Origin of the sequence: Pseudomonas sp. AN-B15 (assembly GCF_019056475.1) — a bacterium.
GTDB lineage: Bacteria > Pseudomonadota > Gammaproteobacteria > Pseudomonadales > Pseudomonadaceae > Aquipseudomonas > Aquipseudomonas parakoreensis.
In genome coordinates this window covers 1993766-2015314 of the sequence record NZ_CP049737.1, presented here as the reverse complement: position 1 = coordinate 2015314, position 21549 = coordinate 1993766, and the positions used below count along the sequence as shown (strand labels likewise).

The 21549-nt window shown below is 61.6% G+C and carries 15 protein-coding genes; 10 read left to right on the top strand and 5 right to left on the bottom strand.

The window, feature by feature from the left end:
* Positions 1–258: 258 nt before the first annotated feature.
* The 4 genes from xdhA (at position 259) to guaD (ending at position 6424) form a co-directional block, all read left to right on the top strand.
* Positions 259–1713: a xanthine dehydrogenase small subunit gene (gene xdhA, locus GTQ41_RS09295; RefSeq protein WP_047293029.1), complete on the top strand. Its 1455-nt coding sequence runs from the start codon at positions 259–261 to the stop codon at positions 1711–1713.
* A complete protein-coding gene (gene xdhB / locus GTQ41_RS09290) occupies positions 1706–4105 on the top strand; it encodes a xanthine dehydrogenase molybdopterin binding subunit (RefSeq protein WP_047293027.1) in 2400 nt (799 codons plus the stop codon). The genes xdhA and xdhB overlap by 8 nt, the downstream gene beginning before the upstream one ends.
* 143 nt (positions 4106–4248) lie before the next feature.
* Positions 4249–5106 carry a xanthine dehydrogenase accessory protein XdhC gene (gene xdhC / locus GTQ41_RS09285; protein ID WP_047293026.1) on the top strand — a complete coding sequence of 286 codons (858 nt, stop codon included), beginning with the start codon at positions 4249–4251 and terminating at the stop codon, positions 5104–5106.
* A 13-nt stretch (positions 5107–5119) separates the two neighbouring features.
* Complete coding sequence (guaD, locus tag GTQ41_RS09280) at positions 5120–6424, top strand: guanine deaminase (RefSeq protein WP_041067772.1); 1305 nt, start codon at positions 5120–5122, stop codon at positions 6422–6424.
* Positions 6425–6570: 146 nt separating this feature from the next.
* On the opposite strand, the gene GTQ41_RS09275 is transcribed toward guaD, so the two are convergent.
* Positions 6571–7335: a GntR family transcriptional regulator gene (locus GTQ41_RS09275; RefSeq protein WP_007961054.1), complete on the bottom strand. Its 765-nt coding sequence runs from the start codon at positions 7333–7335 to the stop codon at positions 6571–6573.
* A 356-nt stretch (positions 7336–7691) separates the two neighbouring features.
* On the opposite strand from GTQ41_RS09275, the gene GTQ41_RS09270 reads away from it, so the two are divergent.
* Positions 7692–8882 (top strand): benzoate/H(+) symporter BenE family transporter, encoded by a 1191-nt coding sequence (locus tag GTQ41_RS09270; RefSeq protein ID WP_217325484.1) that lies wholly within the window; start codon positions 7692–7694, stop codon positions 8880–8882.
* Positions 8883–9002: 120 nt separating this feature from the next.
* Here GTQ41_RS09270 and GTQ41_RS09265 read toward each other — a convergent pair whose 3' ends face one another.
* Positions 9003–9347 (bottom strand): YggL family protein, encoded by a 345-nt coding sequence (locus GTQ41_RS09265; protein WP_003223308.1) that lies wholly within the window; start codon positions 9345–9347, stop codon positions 9003–9005.
* Between the two features lie 235 nt (positions 9348–9582).
* Here GTQ41_RS09265 and dacB point away from each other — a divergent pair, with 235 nt between their 5' ends.
* Entirely contained in the window at positions 9583–11043 is a 1461-nt protein-coding gene (dacB, locus tag GTQ41_RS09260; RefSeq protein ID WP_047293022.1) for a D-alanyl-D-alanine carboxypeptidase/D-alanyl-D-alanine-endopeptidase, read from the top strand.
* Positions 11044–11180: 137 nt separating this feature from the next.
* On the opposite strand, the gene GTQ41_RS09255 is transcribed toward dacB, so the two are convergent.
* Positions 11181–13568, bottom strand: coding sequence for a diguanylate cyclase (locus GTQ41_RS09255; protein WP_047293020.1), 2388 nt, complete (start codon positions 13566–13568; stop codon positions 11181–11183).
* Positions 13569–13714: 146 nt separating this feature from the next.
* On the bottom strand, positions 13715–15985 hold the full coding sequence (gene rlmKL, locus GTQ41_RS09250; RefSeq protein WP_047293018.1) for a bifunctional 23S rRNA (guanine(2069)-N(7))-methyltransferase RlmK/23S rRNA (guanine(2445)-N(2))-methyltransferase RlmL: 2271 nt from the start codon (positions 15983–15985) through the stop codon (positions 13715–13717).
* A 532-nt stretch (positions 15986–16517) separates the two neighbouring features.
* Here rlmKL and GTQ41_RS09245 point away from each other — a divergent pair.
* On the top strand, positions 16518–16733 hold the full coding sequence (locus GTQ41_RS09245; RefSeq protein WP_003223300.1) for a ribosome modulation factor: 216 nt from the start codon (positions 16518–16520) through the stop codon (positions 16731–16733).
* A gap of 248 nt (positions 16734–16981) precedes the next feature.
* Here GTQ41_RS09245 and GTQ41_RS09240 read toward each other — a convergent pair whose 3' ends face one another.
* Positions 16982–18004, bottom strand: a complete 1023-nt coding sequence (locus GTQ41_RS09240) for a quinone-dependent dihydroorotate dehydrogenase (protein ID WP_047293015.1) — start codon at positions 18002–18004, stop codon at positions 16982–16984.
* 222 nt (positions 18005–18226) lie between these two features.
* Here GTQ41_RS09240 and GTQ41_RS09235 point away from each other — a divergent pair, with 222 nt between their 5' ends.
* From GTQ41_RS09235 to GTQ41_RS09225, 3 genes are all read left to right on the top strand, one after another.
* On the top strand, positions 18227–19438 hold the full coding sequence (locus GTQ41_RS09235) for a CmpA/NrtA family ABC transporter substrate-binding protein (protein ID WP_047293013.1): 1212 nt from the start codon (positions 18227–18229) through the stop codon (positions 19436–19438).
* A 15-nt stretch (positions 19439–19453) separates the two neighbouring features.
* The gene (locus tag GTQ41_RS09230) at positions 19454–20029 is read left to right on the top strand and encodes an ANTAR domain-containing response regulator (protein WP_047293011.1); all 576 of its coding nucleotides are present in this window, start codon (positions 19454–19456) and stop codon (positions 20027–20029) included.
* 302 nt (positions 20030–20331) lie between these two features.
* Positions 20332–21543 carry a NarK/NasA family nitrate transporter gene (locus GTQ41_RS09225; protein WP_217325483.1) on the top strand — a complete coding sequence of 404 codons (1212 nt, stop codon included), beginning with the start codon at positions 20332–20334 and terminating at the stop codon, positions 21541–21543.
* The last annotated feature ends 6 nt before the right edge of the window (positions 21544–21549 follow it).

The window sequence follows — 21549 nt, the reverse complement described above, 5'->3', positions numbered from 1 at the left end:
TCAAACTCTTCGATCTGCACAAGCGGCGCAGTGTAGCGCAAATGCACGTGCATGGCGGAGTGCCCGCACGGCGCTTTTTGGCACGATTCAAGCAAAAAAGCAGGGGTTCCGCTCAGGGTCAATACTCAATAGAGCACGCGTTAATCGACAAAACCGATTTTCCTGACCTTTAAGTCAGAAAACCATTGACCGAAAAGTCAGACCTGCTAAATTCGGCTCACGTCGGTTAACAACAATAATGAGTCTGCGAGGCCTTCCGTGATCCAGTTTTTACTTAACCAGGAACTCCGTAGCGAGCACGCCCTGGACCCGAATCTGACCGTGCTCAATTACCTGCGTGAGCATGTAGGCAAATCCGGCACCAAAGAAGGCTGCGCCAGCGGCGACTGTGGCGCCTGCACCGTAGTAGTCGGCGAGTTGCAAACCGATGACGCCGGCCGCGAACACATTCGCTATCGCAGCCTCAACTCGTGCCTGACCTTTGTGTCGTCGCTGCACGGCAAACAACTGATCAGCGTCGAAGACCTCAAACACCAGGGCGAACTGCACAGCGTGCAGCAAGCCATGGTCGAGTGCCACGGCTCGCAGTGCGGCTTCTGCACCCCCGGTTTCGTCATGTCGCTGTTCGCCCTGCAAAAGAACAGCGATGCACCGGATCAGGCCAAGGCGCACGAAGCGCTGGCCGGCAATCTCTGCCGCTGCACCGGCTACCGGCCGATTCTCGCCGCCGCCGAGCAATCCTGCTGCGGCAAACAGCCGGACCAGTTCGATGCCCGCGAAGCCGAGACCATCGCCCGCCTCAAAGCCATCGCCCCGACCGATATCGGTGAACTCAACAGTGGCGACAAGCGCTGCCTGGTGCCGCTGACCGTGGCCGATCTGGCTGATCTGTATGACGCTTACCCACAAGCGCGGCTGCTGGCCGGCGGTACCGATCTGGCGCTGGAAGTCACCCAGTTTCACCGCACCTTGCCGGTGATGATCTACGTCGGCAACGTCGCCGAAATGAAGCGCATCGAAAGCTTCGATGACCGCCTCGAAATCGGCGCCGCCACCGCCCTCTCCGACTGCTACGAAGCGCTGACTGCCGAATACCCGGACTTCGGCGAACTGCTGCACCGCTTCGCCTCGCTGCAGATCCGCAACCAGGGCACCCTGGGCGGCAACATCGGCAACGCCTCGCCGATCGGTGATTCGCCACCGCTGCTGATCGCCCTCGGCGCGCAGGTGGTGCTGTGCAAGGGTGAAACCCGGCGCACCCTGAACCTGGAAGATTACTTCATCGACTACAAGGTCACCGCCCGTCAGGAAAGCGAGTTCATCGAGAAGATCATCGTCCCGCGTGCCACGGCCGAGCAGCGTTTCCGCGCCTACAAGGTCTCCAAGCGCCTGGACGATGACATTTCCGCCGTCTGCGCCGCCTTCAATCTGCGTGTCGAGAACGGCGTGATCACTGACGCACGCGTAGCGTTCGGCGGCATGGCCGCGATCCCCAAACGCGCCGCGCATTGCGAAGCCGTACTGCTCGGCCAGCCATTCAGCAACGCTGTGATCGAACGCGCCTGCGCCGCACTGGGCGAAGACTTCACGCCGCTCTCGGACTTCCGCGCCAGCAAGGAATATCGCCTGCTCAGCGCGCAGAACCTGCTGCGCAAATACTTCATCGAACTGCAAACACCGCACATCGAGACTCGGGTGACCGCTTATGTCTAACCATCACGCCGTAGAGAAGACTCAAGCCGAACTGGCAGAACTGTTCGCCAGGGACCTGACCACCGGCGTCGGCCGCAGCGTCAAGCACGACAGCGCCGCCAAGCATGTGTCCGGTGAAGCGCAGTACATCGATGATCGCCTGGAATTCCCCAATCAACTGCACGTTTACGCACGGCTGTCGGACCGCGCCCACGCGAAAATCATCCGCATTGACACCAAGCCCTGCTACGCCTTCGAAGGCGTGCGCATTGCGATCACCCACGAAGACGTGCCGGGCCTGAAAGACATCGGCCCGCTGCTGCCGGGCGATCCGCTGCTGGCGATCGATGACGTGCAGTTCGTCGGTCAACCGGTGCTGGCCGTGGCCGCGAAAGATCTGGAAACCGCGCGTAAAGCCGCGATGGCCGCGATCATCGAATACGAAGATCTGGAGCCGGTGCTGGACGTGGTCGAAGCCCTGCGCAAACGCCATTTCGTGCTCGACAGCCACACCCATCAGCGTGGCGATTCGGCTTCGGCATTGGCCACCGCTGAACACCGCATTCAAGGCACGCTGCACATCGGCGGCCAGGAACACTTTTATCTGGAGACGCAGATCTCCTCGGTAATGCCCACCGAAGACGGCGGCATGATCGTTTACTGCTCGACGCAGAACCCCACCGAAGTGCAGAAACTGGTGGCCGAAGTGCTCGACGTGTCGATGAACAAGATCGTCGTCGACATGCGCCGCATGGGCGGTGGTTTCGGCGGCAAGGAAACCCAGGCCGCCAGCCCGGCGTGCCTGTGCGCGGTGATCGCGCACCTCACCGGCCAGCCGACCAAGATGCGCCTGCCACGGGTCGAAGACATGCTGATGACCGGCAAGCGCCACCCGTTCTATGTCGAGTACGACGTCGGCTTCGACAGCACCGGGCGCCTGCACGGCATCGCCATGGACCTGGCCGGCAACTGCGGCTGTTCGCCGGACCTTTCCGCTTCGATTGTCGACCGGGCGATGTTCCACTCGGACAACTCTTATTACCTCGGTGACGCGACCATCAACGGCCACCGCTGCAAGACCAACACCGCGTCGAACACTGCTTACCGGGGTTTCGGCGGCCCGCAAGGGATGGTCGCCATCGAAGAAGTGATGGACGCGATTGCCCGCCATCTCAACCTCGATCCACTGGCCGTGCGCAAGGCCAACTACTACGGCAAGACCGAGCGCAACGTCACTCACTATTACCAGACCGTCGAGCACAACATGCTCGAAGAGATGACCGCCGAGCTGGAAGAAAGCAGCCAGTACGCCGAGCGCCGCGAGGCGATCCGCCGCTACAACGCCAACAGCCCGATCCTGAAAAAAGGCCTGGCGCTGACCCCGGTGAAATTCGGCATCTCCTTCACCGCCAGTTTCCTCAACCAGGCCGGCGCGCTGATCCACGTTTACACCGACGGCAGCATCCACCTGAACCACGGCGGCACGGAAATGGGCCAGGGCCTCAACACCAAAGTCGCGCAGGTGGTGGCCGAAGTGTTCCAGGTGGAAATGGATCGCGTGCAGATCACCGCAACCAACACCGACAAAGTGCCAAACACCTCGCCGACCGCTGCCTCCAGCGGCGCCGACCTCAACGGCAAGGCCGCACAGAACGCCGCCGAGATCATCAAGCAGCGGCTGGTGGAATTCGCCGCGCGGCACTACAAGGTCAGCGAAGAAGACGTGGAATTCCACAACGGCCATGTGCGCGTGCGTGACCACATCATGACCTTCGAGGCGCTGATCCAACTGGCGTATTTCAATCAGGTCTCGCTGTCGAGCACCGGTTTCTACAAGACCCCGAAAATCTACTACGACCGCAGCCAGGCCCGGGGCCGGCCGTTCTACTACTTCGCCTTCGGCGCAGCGTGCTGCGAGGTGATCGTCGACACCCTGACCGGCGAGTACAAGATGCTGCGTACCGACATCCTCCACGACGTCGGCGCCTCGCTGAACCCGGCCATCGACATCGGTCAGGTCGAGGGCGGTTTTATCCAGGGCATGGGCTGGCTGACCATGGAAGAGCTGGTCTGGAACAACAAGGGCAAGCTGATGACCAACGGCCCGGCCAGCTACAAGATCCCGGCCGTGGCGGACATGCCGCTGGACCTGCGGGTGAAACTGGTGGAAAACCGCAAGAACCCGGAAGACACGGTGTTCCATTCCAAGGCCGTCGGTGAGCCGCCGTTCATGCTCGGGATTGCCGCGTGGTGCGCGATCAAGGACGCGGTGGCAAGCCTCGGTGACTACAAGCATCAACCGCAGATCGATGCACCGGCGACCCCGGAGCGGGTGTTGTGGGGGTGTGAGCAGATGCGCCAGCTCAAGACGGTGAAAGCGGTCGAAGCTGAAACCGAGTTGGCTCCGCTCTAGACCGAGGCGCGGCCAATCGCTGGCAAGCCAGCTCCCACAGTGATCCGTGGTGATTTCACGATTTGCGGTACACCACAAAACCTGTGGGAGCTGGCTTGCCAGCGATGCGGCCCGAACAGACAACGACAGATGTCGAGGTGAACATGTACAACTGGATCGACGCCCTCGCCGACCTGCAGAACCAGGGCGAACCCTGTGTTCTGGTGACAATCATCGAAGAACTCGGCTCGACCCCGCGCAACGCCGGTTCGAAGATGGTCGTCAGCGCGAAACAGACCTTCGACACCATCGGTGGCGGGCATCTGGAATACAAAGCCATGCAGATCGCCCGCGAGATGCTCGCCAGCGGCAAGCAGGACACCCATCTGGAGCGCTTCAGCCTCGGCGCCAGCCTCGGCCAGTGCTGCGGTGGCGCCACCGTGTTGCTGTTCGAACCGATGGGCCAGGTGCAGGCGCAAATTGCCGTGTTCGGCGCCGGACATGTCGGCCGCGCGTTGGTGCCGCTGCTCGCCAGCCTGCCGTGCCGGGTACGCTGGATCGATTCGCGGGAAGAGGAATTCCCCGACCAGATTCCCCACGGCGTGCGTAAAATCGTCGCCGAAGAGCCTTTGGATGAAATTGATGACCTGCCCGCCGGCAGCTACTGCATCGTCATGACCCACAACCATCAGCTCGACCTGGAACTGACGGCCGCGCTCCTCAAGCGCAACGACTTCGCTTACTTCGGCCTGATCGGTTCGAAGACCAAACGCGTCAAATTCGAACATCGCCTGCGTGATCGCGGTTTCGACAGCAGCGTCGTGCAACGCATGCGCTGCCCGATGGGCATCGGCGAAGTCAAAGGCAAACTGCCCGTGGAAATCGCCATCTCCATCGCCGGCGAAATCATCGCCACCTATAACGCCAATTTCGGCCAGCACAGCGCCAGCGCCGAACCGATTGCCAAACTGCTGCCGGTTTCCCGGCGCAGTCAGGCCGCCACACTCAAAGCCTCAAACTGATTAGAGAACCCTCATGCCTCTGACTCGCAAAGCCTACCGCGCCGCCATCCTGCACAGCATCGCCGACCCCGCCGAGGTCGGTATCGAAGCCTCCTACGAATATTTCGAGGACGGCCTGCTGGTGGTCGATGGCGGCAAGATCAGCGCCCTCGGCCACGCCAGCGAACTGCTGCCGACCCTGCCGGCGGACATCGAGATCACCCACTATCAGGATGCGCTGATCACCCCGGGCTTCATCGACACCCACATCCACCTGCCGCAAACCGGCATGGTCGGGGCCTACGGCGAGCAACTGCTGGACTGGCTCAACACCTACACCTTCCCGTGCGAAAGCCAGTTCGGTGACAAAGCCCACGCCGACGACGTGGCCGATATCTTCATCAAGGAACTGCTGCGCAACGGCACCACCACCGCACTGGTGTTCGGCAGCGTGCACCCGCAGTCGGTGAACTCGTTCTTCGAAGCGGCCGAGAAGCTCGACCTGCGGATGATCGCCGGCAAGGTGATGATGGACCGCAATGCGCCGGACTACCTGACCGACACCGCCGAATCGAGCTACGTCGAGAGCAAGGCGCTGATCGAACGCTGGCATGGCAAGGGTCGTTTGCACTACGCGGTCACCCCGCGTTTCGCCCCGACCAGCACCCCGGAACAACTGACCCTCGCCGGCCAGTTGCTGACCGAATACCCGGATCTGTACATGCAGACCCACATCAGCGAGAACCTCAAGGAAATCGAGTGGGTCAAGGAATTGTTCCCGGAGCGCAAGGGCTATCTGGACGTTTACGATCACTACCAGCTGCTCGGCGAGCGCTCGGTGTTCGCCCACGGCGTGCACCTGTGTGACGACGAATGCGCGCGACTGGCGGAAACCGGCTCGGCGATCTCGTTCTGCCCGACCTCGAACTTCTTCCTCGGCAGCGGCCTGTTCAACCTGCCGATGGCCGAGAAGCACAAGCTGAATGTCGGTCTGGGCACCGACGTCGGTGGCGGCACCAGTTTCTCGCTGCTGCAAACCCTGAACGAAGCCTACAAAGTCATGCAGTTGCAGGGGGCGCGCCTGAGTCCGTTCAAGTCGCTGTACCTGGCGACCCTCGGCGGTGCGCGGGCACTGCGCCTGGAAGACAAGATCGGCAACCTGCAACCGGGTTCCGACGCCGACTTCCTGGTGCTGGACTACAACGCCACGCCGCTGCTGAGCTATCGCTTGAAGCAGGCCAACAACATTGCCGAGACGTTGTTTGTGCTGATGACGCTCGGGGATGACCGCACGGTGCAGCAGACGTATGCGGCGGGTGCACTGGTGCATCAGCGCTGAGTTTTCTCCAGGCATAAAAAATCCCCCGGTGGTGTTCACCCCGGGGGATTTTTTGTTGCCTGTAGGAAGATCAAAAGATCGCAGCCTGCGGCAGCTCCTACATTGGATCGCACTCCCCTGTAGGAGCTGCCGAAGGCTGCGATCTTTTAAAGCTTGGCCGCAGGGCGCCCAGGCTTCTTGGTCTGCAACAAATGCGAGAACACCGCATGCAGGTCATCCGACGCACTTTCCTCATCGAGGTTGAGCTTGCTGTCGATGTGGTCCATGTGGTGCATCATCAGGTCCACCGCCAGCTCACCGTTGCGCGCTTCGATGGCGTCGATCAACTGGGTGTGCTCGTCGTAGGAGCAATGCGAGCGGTTGCCGCTTTCGTACTGGGCGATGATCAGCGAGGTCTGCGAGACCAGGCTGCGCTGAAAGCTGATCAGTGGCGCATTTTTCGCCGCTTCGGCGAGTTTCAGGTGAAATTCGCCGGACAGACGGATACCGGCGCCGCGATCGCCACGGGAGAAGCTGTCGCGCTCGTCGTTGACCATCTGGCGCAGTTCGGCGATCTGCTCGGCGGTGGCGTGCTGCACGGCCAGCTCGGTGATCGCACGCTCCACCAGACGGCGGGCCATGAACACCTGCCGCGCTTCTTCTACGCTCGGGCTAGCGACGACGGCGCCACGGTTCGGCCGCAACAGCACCACGCCTTCATGGGCCAGACGCGACAGCGCGCGGCGAATGATGGTGCGGCTGACCCCGAAGATTTCCCCCAGCGCTTCTTCGCTCAATTTTGTACCGGGCGCCAGACGCTGTTCGAGGATCGCCTCGAAAATGTGCGCGTAGACAATATCGTCCTGGGTTCCGCTGCGGCCGGCTTTGCCTGCTCGCGGTTGTTTCTTGAGGGGTTGCAACTGTTCGTTCATGGGCACTCGAGTCGGGAGAACTGCGGCGAATAGACCGTGACTGTAATACGGCACAGTAGGTCGCTGGCAAGTATCGCGTAAAAAACAGCGCGATTGTACACAATGGATGGTGGCAACACGACTGTATGGCTGTTTGTGACCACGGCTGTATTGCAACGATCCGTTACGATTGAGTTTAGGCTTGATCGCAGAATCCGCTTTTGCGCACACCTGCTCTTATGTAGGAGCTGCCGAAGGCTGCGATCTCTTGATCTTGCTTCCAAACATCAAAATCAAAAGATCGCAGCCTTCGGCAGCTCCTACACAGGTTCAGCGTAAATGCGGGGATCTCCATCTGTATAAGGAACACCGCCGTCATGAACGACGCCACCTACACCCGCCTGCGCCCTCTCGCCGACACTTCGCCCTCGGCGATCGTCGCCGGGTTCATTGCGATGATGACCGGCTACACCAGTTCGCTGGTGCTGATGTTCCAGGCCGGGCAAGCGGCGGGCCTGAGCAGCGGACAGATTTCCTCGTGGATCTGGGCGATCTCAATCGGCATGGCGGTGTGCTCGATTGGCTTGTCGCTGCGCTATCGCACACCGATCACCATCACCTGGTCGACCCCCGGTGCAGCCCTGCTGATCACCAGTCTGGGCGGTGTCAGCTACGGTGAGGCCATCGGCGCCTACATCACTTGCGCAGTACTGGTGACCATTTGTGGGCTGACCGGCAGCTTCGAACGTTTGGTGAAAAAAATCCCGGCATCGCTGGCGGCGGCGTTGCTGGCGGGGATTCTGTTCAAGATCGGCAGCGAAATCTTCGTCGCCGCACAGCACCGTACCGGGCTGGTGCTGGGGATGTTTTTCACCTATCTGCTGGTCAAGCGCCTGTCGCCGCGTTACGCCGTGCTCGCTGCATTGCTGATCGGTACCGCGCTGTCGGGCTTCATGGGGCTGCTGGATTTCAGCGGTTTTCACCTGGAAGTGGCGACGCCAGTCTGGACCACGCCGCACTTCTCCCTCGCGGCGACCATCAGCATCGGCATTCCGCTGTTCGTGGTGGCGATGACCTCGCAGAACATGCCCGGCATCGCCGTGCTGCGCGCCGATGGCTACAACGTCCCGGCCTCGCCACTGATCACTACCACCGGCATCGCCTCGCTGTTGCTGGCGCCGTTCGGTTCCCACGGCATCAACCTCGCGGCGATCAGCGCAGCCATCTGTACCGGGCCGCACGCCCATGAAGACCGCAACAAACGCTACACCGCCGCGGTCTGGTGCGGGATTTTCTACGGGATTGCCGGGGTGTTCGGCGCGACATTGGCGGCGCTGTTTGCCGCGTTGCCGAAAGAACTGGTGCTGTCGATTGCCGCATTGGCGCTGTTCGGTTCGATCATCAACGGTTTGAGCATTGCCATGACCGAGGTGAAAGAACGCGAGGCGGCGCTGATCACGTTCATGGTCACGGCGTCGGGGTTGACGCTGTTTTCCATCGGTTCGGCGTTCTGGGGGATTGTCGCGGGGGTGCTGACCTTGCTGATACTCAACTGGCGTAAAGCTTAAAGCAAAAGATCGCAGCCTGCGGCAGCTCCTACAGCGATCGGTGCAGGAGCTGCCGCAGGCTGCGATCTTTTGATCTTCCCAAAAAAAACGGCGACCCGAAGGTCGCCGTTTTTTTCAGTATCACTTGGCCGCGTTGATCGGCTTTTCCGGATACCAGACGTCCAGCAGCGGGCTGACGGTCATGCCGGTCAGTTCGCTACGGTTTTTCAGCCAGGCTTCAACGGCAGCGCGCTGCTCTTCGTTGACCGAGCCACGCTTCTGCAGGCATACCAGACCGAAGTCATCGCCGCCAACATAACCCAGACCGTTGGCTTCCATGGCTTCTTTGATGAATGCTTCGAGGAAAGCGTCAATGGCTTCTTCGGACAAGTCTTCTTTGAAGTCCAGGTTCAGTTCGAAACCCAGCTCTTGAAATTCATCAACGCACAGTTTTTTGCGCAGACGCTGGGAACGGTTAGTCGCCATTGGAACAATCCTCTTAAGTAATAACGGCCGGCACTTTACCAGTTTAAGCCGTCAATTGCCCGACTCTCTGGGCGCTATGGCCGACCGCCTGTAAAAAAAATAACGAAATGGCCGCCCCGGGCAAGGCACAAGCTGTTACACCTTGGGGCATAATGCCGACACTTTCATGACCACTGAGGGTTTTTTCATCCATGCCCTCGTTATTTTTCCCCTCTTCTGCAGGGTTTTATTTCATATGATCAAATCGTTGCGTCCTCTCTTTCTTGCCGGCCTTATTCTGCCCCTGGCCCTGCCGGTTGCCGCTGCCACCATCAACACCGCCCTCACCCCCAACGTCGAAAAAGCCCTCAAGGCCAGCAAGCTGCAGCCGACCGCGCTGTCGCTGGTGATGATTCCGCTCGACGGCCCGGGCAATCCGACCGTGTACAACGCCGATGTCTCGGTCAACCCGGCCTCGACCATGAAACTGGTCACCACCTACGCCTCGCTGGAAATGCTCGGCCCCAACCATCAGTGGAAAACCGAGTTCTACACCGACGGCGACCTGAGCGGCGGCATCCTCAACGGCAACCTCTACCTCAAGGGTGGCGGCGATCCGAAGCTGAACATGGAAAAACTCTGGCTGCTGATGCGCGACCTGCGCGCCAACGGCGTGACCCAGGTCACCGGCGACCTGATCCTCGACCGCAGCTTCTTCATCCAGCCGCAACTGCCGGAATTCAACGACGACGGCAACGACGAGAACAAGCCGTTTCTGGTCAAACCCGACTCGCTGCTGGTCAACCTCAAGGCCCTGCGCTTCGTCGCGCGCAATGACGGTGGCCGGGTGCTGATCTCGGTGGAACCGCCGATTGCCAGCGTGCGCATCGAAAACACGGTTAAGGCGCTCAATTCCAAGCAGTGCACCGGTGGCGTGCGCTACAACCCGGTGACCCAGCCTGATGGCAGCGTGACCGTGACCGTCGCCGGCCAGTTGGGCGATGGCTGCAGCTCGCAGACTTATCTGTCGCTGCTCGACCACGCGACCTACACCGCTGGCGCCGTGCGCGCGATCTGGAAAGAACTGGGCGGCAGCATCCAGGGCAAGGATCGCCTCGCCGCGACCCCGAGCAGCGCCAAGCTGCTGGCCCGCGCCTACTCGCCGGATCTGGCGGAAATCATCCGCGACATCAACAAATACAGTAACAACACCATGGCCCAGCAGCTGTTCCTGAGCCTCGGTCAGAAGTATCGCAACGAAGCCGACGGTGACGACGCCAAGGCCGCACAACGCGTAGTCCGCCAGTGGCTGGCGAAGAAAGGCATCACCGCGCCGCACCTGGTGATGGAAAACGGCTCCGGGCTGTCGCGCGCCGAACGCGTCAGCGCCCGCGAGATGGCCAACATGCTGCAAGCCGCCTGGCACAGCCCATACGCTGCCGAGTACATCAGCTCGCTGCCAATTGCCGGCACCGACGGCACCATGCGCAAACGCCTGAAAACCACCGCGATGCGTGGCGAAGCCCACGTAAAGACCGGCACCCTGAACACCGTGCGCGCCATCGCCGGCTTCAGCCGCGACGTCAACGGCAACACCTGGGCGGTGGTGGCGATCCTGAACGACAAGGCCCCGTTCGGCGCGTCGTCGGTGCTGGATCAGGTGCTGCTGGACCTGTACAAGCAGCCGCGTTTGCCGCAGACCGCTTCAGCGCTGTAATACGATCCTGCGAACACCACCAAACCCTGTGGGAGCTGGCTTGCCAGCGATAGCGGAATGTCAGCCACCAAAGATGCTGACTGAAACGCCCCTATCGCTGGCAAGCCAGCTCCCACAGGATTGTGGTGTATTGAATCTCAGCTCATCTGCTCCACCCGATCCCTACCACCCTGCTTCGCCGCATACACCCCCGAATCCGCCCGCAGCAGCAGCGCATCCGCGCCTTCCCCCGGACGCCAGCTGGCGATGCCGAAACTGGCCGTCACCACCCCGACCACGTCCACCGGCGCGCTGCGCAGGCCTTGCCACAATTCCACCGCCAGCATGTACGCGTGCTCGCCGTCGATGTCCGGGCACAGCACCATGAATTCCTCGCCACCGAGACGACAGAACACATCGGTCCGCCGCAAGCGATGGCCGATGCGCTCGCACACCGCCTGCAGCACCCGATCGCCGACGGCATGGCCGTACTGGTCGTTGATGCGTTTGAAGTGATCGATGTCGAGCATGATCACCGACAGCTCACCGCCGCCGCGCTCGACCCGGGCCATTTCGGTGGTCAAGCGCTCCTGGAAGTAGCGGCGGTTGTGGATGCCGGTCAGTGAGTCGGTGACCGACAGCGCCCGCAGTTCCTCTTCCACTCGTTTCAAGTCGGAAATGTCCGAGATGTAGCCGTGCCACAGCACGCCGCCGCCCGGCAGTTCCTCCGGCGTCGCCTCGCCGCGTACCCAGCGCAGGCCACGCTCGGGCAACTGCACACGGTATTCCTCGCGCCATGGGCTGAGGCTGTCCGCCGAAGTACGGATCGAGCTGCGCACCCGCGAAACGTCCTGCGGATGAATGCGGGTGAAAATCGCCTCGGCATTGAGCAGCAACACGTCGGGCTCCAGCTCGTAGATCTCGCGGATGCCGTCGCTGGCATAAATCACGCTGAAGCGCCCGTCGAATTCCATCTTGAACTGGTAGATGCCGCCGGGCACGTGGGCGCTGAGCTTTTTCAGCAATACATCCCGCGCCGCCAGCGCCTCGTGCACGCGCTTGCGCTCGGTGATGTCGATGCAGATCGCCAGATGGCCGACCCACAACCCCTGCTCATCCAGTACCGGGGTGGCGAGCATGTTCACCGGCAGATGACTGCCGTCGCGGCGTACCAGCGTCCATTCGCGCGCCTCATGACCGCCGACCTCGCCGCCCTCGACCAGCATCGCGTGGCAGGTCGGAATGCTCTTGCCGTAACGCGCACTCAACTCCGCCGAACGCGCGGCCAGTTCTCGCGGCAGATGCAGGTTTTCCAGGGTCATGTGGCCGACCACATCGGCGCTGCTATAGCCGAGCATTTGTTCCGCGCCGGGGTTGAAGGTGTTGATCACCCCGCGCAGATCCGTGGCAATGATCGCCACCTGGGTCGCGGCATTCAGCACGCCGCGCAACTGACCGTGGGTGCCGCGCAATTCCTGCTCGCGGGCGTGCAGCTCCTGCGTGCGCAGTTCGACCATGCGCAGGGCGCGCTGGCGTTGACTGACCAGCACATACAGCAACGCGCTGAGCAACAAGCTCAGCAGCGCGCCCAGCACCACCAGGCTGCTGATGGAAGAATGGTTGGCCTGTAAAAATGCCTCGCTGGGCTGAATGTCCACTTGATAATCATGGTCGGCCATGCGAACCAAACGTGTGGCCGACAGGTCGCTGGCCCCGGCCTTGTTGGCGGACTCGTAGAGCACTTCATGCTGATCGTCGGTGGACAGGTCGAGAATACGCACCGTGAGGAAATCCTGGGTTTCCTCCGGCAGTCCGTCGGCCAGCAACTGCTGCATGCTGATCACCGCCATCACGTACCCTTGCGCAGAACCTTTCGCCGCGCCCTCCTCGGTGACCGGCGCCAGCAGCAAGACGCCCCGGGCATAGGCCGGATCAATTCCCACCAGATGCAACGGCTGCGACACCGCCATGTGCCCGCTGCGGTCGGCGCGCTCCAGCGTCGCCCGGCGCAACGGTTGCGCCAGCAGGTCATAGCCCAGCGGGGTGGGCAAGCGGCTCTGGCTCTGGGTGTAGATCACCGGAACGTATTCGGGACGATCACCGGCCGTCTGCAACTGGCCGTCAGCATTCAGCTCGCGAAAGGTGAAGGTGCTGAACCCTTCGTTACGCACCGCTTGTTCGATCGCCGGACGCTCGGCACGGCTGACCCGCGGCGCATAAGAATAGGCCTGGGTGCGTAATAGAAGCGGTTTGGCATAGCCGTCGAATTCGCTGCGCGAAACCGAATCGGAATTGGCGAAAAAACGGCGCAGGCCGTCGAGACGTTGTTCCTGATCCTGGAAACGTTCTTCAATGCGGCTGTAACGCTCATTGGCCAGCAGCTGAAAGCGTTGGCGCAGTTGATGGTGAAACTGATTGAGGGTGGCCCAGGCGAGCAGCCCCGTGAGAATCCCGCCGGCGAGCAATACCAGTATCGCGACCAGCCAGGCCGAGACGTCTTCACTGATAAAACCCAGAATCTTTGGGCGCACGGGGTGCAACGACATAGGGGCAACTCACGACGCCATTGTTTCGGGGGAAAACCCATTGGCCATGCGTTGAGTTATAGCTATTAGCCATTAATTTGGCTAGCACTGATCGGATCCAAGAGCCTTTAAAAATCAAGGCTCTGTGGATCCAACCACGACAAGTGTCAACGCGCCGTGATTTTCCAGGCGCGGTGAATCCTGGTATTGCGGGCGAAATCCGGATCAATGGTCTGCGCGCTGATTTCCTCGACCGCGTAACGCTCGGCAAGGTTCTCCTCCAGCTGGAACTTGCGGAAGTTGTTGGAGAAGTACAGCACACCGCCCGGGGCCAGGCGCGCCATGGCCAGGTCGATCAACTGCACCTGGTCACGCTGCACGTCAAAGATGCCTTCCATGCGCTTGGAGTTGGAGAAGGTCGGCGGGTCGATGAAGATCAGGTCGTACTCGTCGCGGCTGCTTTCCAGCCATGCCATCACGTCGCCCTGCTCCAGACGGTTCTTGTCGGAGAAGCCGTTCAGCGACAGGTTGCGCCGCGCCCAGTCCAGATAAGTCTTCGACAGGTCGACGCTGGTGGTGCTGCGCGCACCGCCCTTGGCCGCGTGCACACTGGCGGTCGCGGTGTAGCAGAACAGATTGAGGAAGCGCTTGCCGGCCGCCTCTTTCTGAATGCGCATGCGCATCGGCCGGTGATCGAGGAACAGCCCGGTGTCGAGGTAGTCGGTGAGGTTCACCAGCAGCTTGACGCCGCCTTCGCTGACCTCATTGAACTTGCCCTGCGCGGCCTGACGCTCGTACTGCTTGGTGCCGCTCTGGCGCTCGCGGCGTTTGACCACCACGCGGCTCTTGTCGACGTTCAGCGCCTGCGGGATCGCGGCCAGGGCGTCGAACATGCGTGCCGAGGCCTTTTCCGGATCGATCGACTTCGGCGCGGCGTATTCCTGCACGTGCACCCAGTCGTGATACAGGTCGATGGCCATGGCGTATTCCGGCATGTCAGCATCGTAGACGCGGTAGCAGTCGATGCCTTCGCGCTTGACCCACTTGCTCATTGCCTTGAGGTTTTTCTGCAGGCGGTTGGCAAACATCTGCCCGCCTTCGCTCAGGCGCGGCTGCTCGATCACCGGGGCCGGGGCTGGCGTCGGTTTGATCGGGTTGCCGTTCTTGTTGAACTTGCGCTCTTGCGGCTCGTTCGGGGTTTGATCGTAAGCGGCTTGCTCACGCTCGGCCTGACGCTGTTCCGGGGTCCGCCGCTCGCCGGTGACAAACTGATCCGGCAGCACTTTGATCAACAGCAGTTTGCACGGCAACGCGCCGTTCCAGAACGAATACTGTTTGTGGCTGCGAATGCCCATGCGTTTGCCCAGATCCGGCGCGCCGGTGAACACCGCCGCTTCCCAGTTCAGGCAGGCCTGACGCAGGCGCTCGCCAAGGTTCTGATAGAGGTAAAGCAGGCTGGCTTCGTCGCCCAGACGCTCGCCGTACGGCGGGTTGCAGATCACCAGACCTTTCTGGTTCTGGTCCGGACGCGGCTCGAAGGTCGCGACTTCGCCCTGATAGATCTTGATCCACTCGCTCAGACCGGCACGCTCGACGTTGTTGCGACCCGGTTGAATCAGGCGCGGGTCGGCTTCGTAACCGCGAATCCACAGCGGCGGCTTGGCCAGACCGGCAGCGGCACGCTCGACGGCTTCTTCATGGAGTTTTTTCCACAGCGCCGGAACGTGCCCCAGCCAGGCGGTGAAGCCCCACTGCTCACGGCGCAGGTTCGGCGCCATGTCGGCGGCGATCATCCCCGCTTCGACGAGGAACGTACCGACACCGCACATCGGGTCAGCCAGCGCGCCGCCTTCGGCCGCAATGCGCGGCCAGCCGGAACGGATCAGGATCGCTGCGGCGAGGTTTTCCTTCAGCGGTGCCGCGCCCTGCTGCAGGCGGTAACCGCGCTGGTGCAAGCTGTGACCGGACAGGTCGAGGGACAAAATAGCTTCGCCGCGATCCAGGCGCAGGTGAATGCGCAGGTCCGGGTTGAGCTTGTCGATCGACGGACGGTCGCCTTGCGGGGTACGCAGTTTGTCAACAATGGCGTCTTTGACTTTCAGCGCGCCGAAGTGGGTGTTGTCGATGCCCGAGCCGTGGCCGCTGAATTCGACGGCCAGAGTGCCGTCGGCGAGCATGTGATCCTGCCACTCGACGTCAAGCACGCCGTGGTACAGGTCTTCAGCGTCTTTCATCGGGAAGCGCTTGAGCACCAGCAGCACCCGGTTGGCCAGACGTGACCACAGGCACAGGCGATAAGCGGTTTCCATGGTCGCCATGCCACGCACGGCGGAGGTGTGCTCGCGGGCCTCTTCAAGGCCAAGCCCGACGGCTTCCTCGATGAGCAGGCCTTCAAGGCCTTTGGGGCAAGTGAGGAAGAGTTCGAAACGATCGGACATGGTATTTCCAGAGCCTTTGGCTAGTGAACCGGCAACGCATTGCCGATCCGGTTTTCAATCAGGCGCTTTTCCACAAGAACGCCCGCGTGGCACGAAGGTGTGCCGTTCCATCCCCGCTGCTCGGGTTAAAAGAGCTTAGATGCCGGGACAGATAAAAAAGTTGATGAAACAAAAAGTCTTAAAGCGACCCTTCGTCGCATATTACCCAAGCGCAAACGTGGGTCATTCTCACTAAAGGATTAACCCCATCATCCAGCGCGGGGCTGATCATACCGGGGTTTGCTGCAGAAACCTTCATGAAACCCGTCGTTACTTATGGCTGTAGCACTACTTTCGTTACGTCCTTATGACAAAACGATCATTCCCTCGCTGTGACTCATTGGTTAGAACTGACCACAGGTTGACGTCGCAACGGCGTCAACACCTTGGCTCGCCACGCCGGCAGCGAGCCGCCCAACGGCAGAGTTTTTTCTGCCAGACCTCGATTGAGGTCAACGCGACGAAAACAGTCAACAAGTGAGGGAAACACCCTATGAGAAGACTTAAGCGTGATCCGTTGGAAAGAGCATTTTTGCGCGGATATCAATATGGCGTTGGTGGCAAATCCCGCGAGCTTTGCCCATTTACTCTACCGTCGGTACGTCAAGCCTGGATCAACGGCTGGCGAGAAGGACGCGGCGACAACTGGGACGGTATGACCGGCACTGCGGGGATCCACAGACTCAACGAACTTCACGCCGTCGGCTGACACAGGGCACTTATTGCAACACGACAATCTGAATTTCTAGCGACTTACCATGCACGTCCTTCCCGGACGGCGGGCTACGGCCCAGGGGCTCCTTCGAGGAGCCCTTTTTTATGCTTGCCTGAAATGACACACATCTCATGTAGGAGCTGCCGAAGGCTGCGATCTTTTGATCTTGCTTTTGATATTAAAAAACAACATCAAAAGATCGCAGCCTTCGGCGGCTCCTACATTGACCGGGTCAGCCTGGGTTATTTGCGCAGCGCGGCGATCGCGTCTACCGCTTCACGAATCAAGGCCGGGCCCTTATAGATGAAGCCCGAGTAAACCTGCACCAGGCTCGCACCCGCCACGATCTTCTCGGCCGCATGCTTGCCCTCGGTGATGCCGCCAGCGGCAATGATCGGCAAGCGCCCCCCCAGCTCAGCCGCCAACACCTTCACGGTATGGGTGCTCTTGTCGCGCACCGGGGCGCCGGACAGACCGCCCGCTTCGTCACCGTGCTCCATGCCTTCGACGCCGACGCGACTCAGGGTGGTGTTAGTGGCGATCACTGCGTCCATCCCGGTTTCGATCAATGCCTGAGCCACTTGCGCGGTCTCTTCGTCGGTCATGTCCGGGGCGATCTTGATCGCCAGCGGTACATGTTTGCCGTGGCGCAGGGCCAGTTCGGCGCGGCGCGTGGCCAGGTCCGCCAGCAACTGCTTGAGCGAATCACCGAACTGCAGACTGCGCAGGCCCGGGGTGTTCGGCGAGCTGACGTTGACCGTGACATAGCTGGCGTGGGCATACACCTTGTCCAGGCAAATCAGGTAGTCATCCACGGCGCGCTCGACCGGAGTGTCGAAGTTCTTGCCGATGTTGATCCCCAGCACGCCCTTGTATTTGGCTGCAGCGACCCGCGCCAGCAGGTTATCCACACCGAGGTTGTTGAAGCCCATGCGATTGATGATCGCCTCGGCCTCCGGCAGGCGGAAGATCCGTGGTTTCGGGTTGCCCGGCTGCGGACGCGGGGTCACGGTGCCGATTTCGACAAAGCCGAAACCCAGTTGCGAGAAACCGTCGATGGCCGCGCCATTCTTGTCCAGACCGGCCGCCAGACCGACCGGATTCGGGAAGTCCAGACCCATGACCGTCACCGGCAGGTTAGCCGGCTTCTTGCACAGCAAGCCGTTGAGGCCCAAACGCCCACCCGCGCCGATCAGATCCAGCGACAGATCGTGGGAGGTTTCCGGGGAAAGTTTGAACAACAGCTGACGGGCCAGGGTGTACATGGGCGGCGATGACTCGGGCGGCGAAAAGAGGCGGCGATTATAGCCGGGCATCGCCCCCCGGCGCGAGGCGCACGGGCAAATCAGCCTGACTGGCATATGCCTTGCACTTTCAGGGTATCAGCCCACAGGCCAATGGCGGCGTGCGGGCACGGACAATGGCGTCGTCCTCAGGTTTGCTCGGGCAAAGCCTGGGACGGCGCTTTTTTTTCAAGGTGGTTTTATATGAATGATTCGTCCGTCGGGCCACTGGCCTGGGTCAATGGCAGTGATGCCCCGGAAAAAAGCGTGGTCAATCTCGGTTTCATGGCCTTGAGCGACTGCGCCTCGGTGATCGTGGCCGCCACACAAGGCTTCGCCCAGCCTTACGGCCTGACAATCAACCTCAAGCGTCAGGCGTCCTGGGCGACCTTGCGCGACAAACTGGTCAGCGGTGAACTGGATGTCGCCCACAGCCTGTACGGGCTGATTTACGCGGTGCATCTGGGTTTCGGTGGCGTGGCGCCGAGCGACATGGCGGTGCTGATGGGGCTGAACCAGAACGGCCAGAGCCTCAACCTGTCCCACGGTTTGCAGCAACTGGGCGTGACCAGTCCTGAAGCGCTGGATCGGCACGCGCACCAAACCCGCGCAAAACTGACCTTCGCCCAGACTTTCCCCACCGGTACCCACGCGATGTGGCTGTATTACTGGCTGGCGAGTCAGGGCATTCATCCGTTGCAGGACGTCGACAGCGTGGTGGTGCCGCCGCCGCAAATGGTCGCGCACCTGCAAGCCGGGCGCATCGATGGTTTCTGCGTCGGTGAGCCGTGGGCGGCGGCCGCCGTGCAACAGGATCTGGGGTTCACCCTGGCGACCAGCCAGAGCATCTGGCCCGATCATCCGGAGAAAGTCCTCGGCTGCACCCGCGCGTTCGTCGAGCAATACCCCAACAGCGCCCGGGCGCTGGTAATGGCGATTCTCGAGGCCAGCCGTTTCATTGAACAAAGCGCGGAAAACCGCCGCAGCACCGCGCAGTTACTGAGCGCCCCGGAATATCTCGACGCCCCGCTGTCCTGCATCGAACCGCGTTTTCTCGGGGATTACGCCGACGGCCTCGGCAATCGCTGGCAGGACCCGCACGCCTTGCGTTTTCACGGCAACGGCGAGGTGAATTTGCCGTATCTGTCCGACGGCATGTGGTTCATGACCCAATTCCGTCGCTGGGGCCTGTTGCGCGAGGATCCCGACTACCTCGCGGTGGCCCGCCAGGTTCAGCAACTGGACATCTACCGCGAAGCCGCCACCGCCGTTGGTGTCGCCGCGTGGGGCAAGGAGATGCGCAGCAGCCAGTTGCTCGATGGCAAAGTCTGGGACGGCAGCGATCCGGCCGCTTACGCCCGCAGTTTCAAGCTGCACGCCCTGAGCGACGCCGCTCCTCTGCTCGCCCGCCGCTGACAGGAGACCGCCAATATGCTGCGCATTCTGCTGATCAACGACACCGCGAAAAAAGTCGGGCGCCTGAAGGCCGCGCTGACCGAGGCGGGTTTCGAGGTCATCGATGAGTCCGGTCTGACCATCGACCTGCCAGCGCGCGTCGAAACGGTGCGCCCGGACGTGATCCTGATCGATACCGAGTCACCGGGCCGCGATGTGATGGAGCAAGTGGTGCTGGTCAGCCGCGACCAGCCCCGGCCGATCGTGATGTTCACCGACGAACACGACCCGGGGGTGATGCGTCAGGCGATCAAATCCGGGGTCAGCGCCTACATCGTCGAAGGCATCCACGCCCAGCGCCTGCAGCCGATTCTTGATGTGGCCATGGCCCGCTTCGAAAGCGATCAGGCCTTGCGCGCGCAACTGCTGGCCCGCGACCAGCAACTGGCCGAGCGCAAACGCATCGAGCTGGCCAAAGGGCTGCTGATGAAAATGAAGGACTGCAACGAAGAAGAGGCCTACACCCTGATGCGCCGCCAGGCCATGAGCCGTCAGCAGAAACTGATTCAGGTGGCGGAGCAGATCATTGCCATGAGTGAGTTGCTCGGCTGATTGAAGAGCAAAAGATCGCAGCCTTCGGCAGCTCCTACAAAGGCACGCAATTTCCTGTAGGAGCTGCCGAAGGCTGCGATCTTTTGATCCTTGGCACAAATCTGGCTAAGCATTCAGCACAGGTAACCAACGGCGGTTGCCCCACCCACGACAAAGACGTCGCTCACCCCGCTCGCCCCATCGGCGAACCAGGTAGCGGCGTTTTTGCGTTTTGGCCCCACAGCCCGGGGCCGGTGGTGCGGCCGTGGCGGCGCTCCACCTGCTGTGACTCCTTTCGAGACTCTTTTCAGCTGAGGTGCGCGATGAATTCAAGCTTCTGGAAATCCGGCCACACCCCGACCCTGTTCGCAGCGTTCCTGTATTTCGACCTGAGCTTCATGGTCTGGTACCTGCTCGGCCCATTGGCGGTGCAGATCGCCGCCGACCTGCACCTGAGCACCCAACAACGCGGGCTGGTGGTGGCGACGCCGATACTCGCCGGTGCGGTGCTGCGCTTTGTGATGGGCATGCTGGCCGATCGTCTGTCGCCGAAGATCGCCGGGCTGATCGGCCAGGTGATCGTGATCTGCGCGCTGTTCGGCGCGTGGAAACTCGGTATCCACAGTTATGAACAGGCGCTGCTGCTGGGACTGTTCCTCGGCATGGCCGGTGCCTCGTTTGCTGTGGCCCTGCCGCTGGCCTCGCAATGGTATCCGCCACAACATCAAGGCAAGGCGATGGGCATCGCTGGCGCCGGTAACTCCGGCACCGTGTTCGCCGCGCTGATCGCCCCGGTGCTGGCCGCGTCGTTCGGCTGGAGCAACGTGTTCGGTTTCGCCCTGATTCCGTTGATCCTGACGCTGGTGCTGTTCGCCTGGCTGGCGAAAAACGCCCCGCAGCGGCCCAAGGCCAAAGCCATGGCCGACTACTTCAAGGCCCTCGGCGACCGCGACAGTTGGTGGTTCATGTTTTTCTACAGTGTGACCTTCGGCGGCTTCATCGGCCTGGCCAGCGCCCTGCCCGGCTACTTTAACGATCAGTACGGCCTGAGCCCGGTGACCGCCGGTTACTACACCGCGGCCTGCGTGTTCGGTGGCAGCCTGATGCGCCCGCTGGGTGGTGCGCTGGCGGATCGTTTCGGCGGCATCCGCACCTTGCTGGCGATGTACACCGTGGCGGCGATCTGCATCGCCGCCGTCGGTTTCAACCTGCCCAGTTCCTACGCCGCCCTGGCGCTATTCGTCTGCACCATGCTCGGGCTCGGCGCCGGCAATGGCGCGGTGTTCCAGTTGGTGCCGCAACGCTTCCGTCTGGAGATCGGCGTGATGACCGGACTGATCGGCATGGCCGGTGGCATTGGCGGCTTTGCCCTGGCGGCCGGCATGGGCGCGATCAAGCAAAGCACCGGCAGCTATCAACTGGCGCTGTGGTTGTTCGCCAGCCTCGGCGTGTTGGCGTGGTTCGGCCTGCACGGGGTCAAGCGGCGCTGGAGAACCACCTGGGGTTCGGCGGCGGTCACTGCTGCACGCGTGTGAGGCGGC

Bases quoted from the DNA above. Each gene is read 5' to 3' on its own strand.
- xdhB (WP_047293027.1), top strand. From the start codon at position 1,706: ATGTCTAACCATCACGCCGTAGAGAAGACTCAAGCCGAACTGGCAGAA.
- xdhC (WP_047293026.1), top strand. From the start codon at position 4,249: ATGTACAACTGGATCGACGCCCTCGCCGACCTGCAGAACCAGGGCGAA.
- guaD (WP_041067772.1), top strand. From the start codon at position 5,120: ATGCCTCTGACTCGCAAAGCCTACCGCGCCGCCATCCTGCACAGCATC.
- GTQ41_RS09275 (WP_007961054.1), bottom strand. From the start codon at position 7,335: ATGAACGAACAGTTGCAACCCCTCAAGAAACAACCGCGAGCAGGCAAA.
- GTQ41_RS09270 (WP_217325484.1), top strand. From the start codon at position 7,692: ATGAACGACGCCACCTACACCCGCCTGCGCCCTCTCGCCGACACTTCG.
- GTQ41_RS09265 (WP_003223308.1), bottom strand. From the start codon at position 9,347: ATGGCGACTAACCGTTCCCAGCGTCTGCGCAAAAAACTGTGCGTTGAT.
- dacB (WP_047293022.1), top strand. From the start codon at position 9,583: ATGATCAAATCGTTGCGTCCTCTCTTTCTTGCCGGCCTTATTCTGCCC.
- GTQ41_RS09255 (WP_047293020.1), bottom strand. From the start codon at position 13,568: ATGTCGTTGCACCCCGTGCGCCCAAAGATTCTGGGTTTTATCAGTGAA.
- rlmKL (WP_047293018.1), bottom strand. From the start codon at position 15,985: ATGTCCGATCGTTTCGAACTCTTCCTCACTTGCCCCAAAGGCCTTGAA.
- GTQ41_RS09245 (WP_003223300.1), top strand. From the start codon at position 16,518: ATGAGAAGACTTAAGCGTGATCCGTTGGAAAGAGCATTTTTGCGCGGA.
- GTQ41_RS09240 (WP_047293015.1), bottom strand. From the start codon at position 18,004: ATGTACACCCTGGCCCGTCAGCTGTTGTTCAAACTTTCCCCGGAAACC.
- GTQ41_RS09235 (WP_047293013.1), top strand. From the start codon at position 18,227: ATGAATGATTCGTCCGTCGGGCCACTGGCCTGGGTCAATGGCAGTGAT.
- GTQ41_RS09230 (WP_047293011.1), top strand. From the start codon at position 19,454: ATGCTGCGCATTCTGCTGATCAACGACACCGCGAAAAAAGTCGGGCGC.
- GTQ41_RS09225 (WP_217325483.1), top strand. From the start codon at position 20,332: ATGAATTCAAGCTTCTGGAAATCCGGCCACACCCCGACCCTGTTCGCA.